The organism is Clostridium sp. SGI.024 (assembly GCF_050315195.1).
Lineage (GTDB): Bacteria > Bacillota > Clostridia > Clostridiales > Clostridiaceae > Clostridium.
The window spans coordinates 1-303 of sequence record NZ_JBNPON010000181.1; the positions used below are offsets into that span (position 1 = coordinate 1).

Annotated in this window: 1 pseudogene; it reads right to left on the reverse strand. The window is 27.4% G+C overall.

Features of this window, described 5'->3' with window-relative positions:
- Window positions 1-303 (reverse strand): annotated as a pseudogene (locus ACQRD5_RS17325) (transposase); the annotation flags it as partial.

The window sequence follows — 303 nt, forward strand, 5'->3', positions numbered from 1 at the left end:
TTGTTATCATAAATGTATTCATGAGGTGCACCACATTTAGGGCAAACAGTTTTTTCAGGAATAGACTTACCATTTCGTCTTTGAACTGGTTTTAGGGTTTTATTATATTTATGTTTGTAATAAGCCAGAAGTAAAACATAGTCTACCTTTTCAAACTTTAATATTTTAGGTAGCCTGTCTACTTTAAATTTTTGATATTCCGGGCTATTTGAATAATCAAATGCCATCTGCTTAAGAGGAATATGTTTTGAAATAAATAAAAGAAGTTGATAAATAATTTTAATTAAATATTGATTATATGCA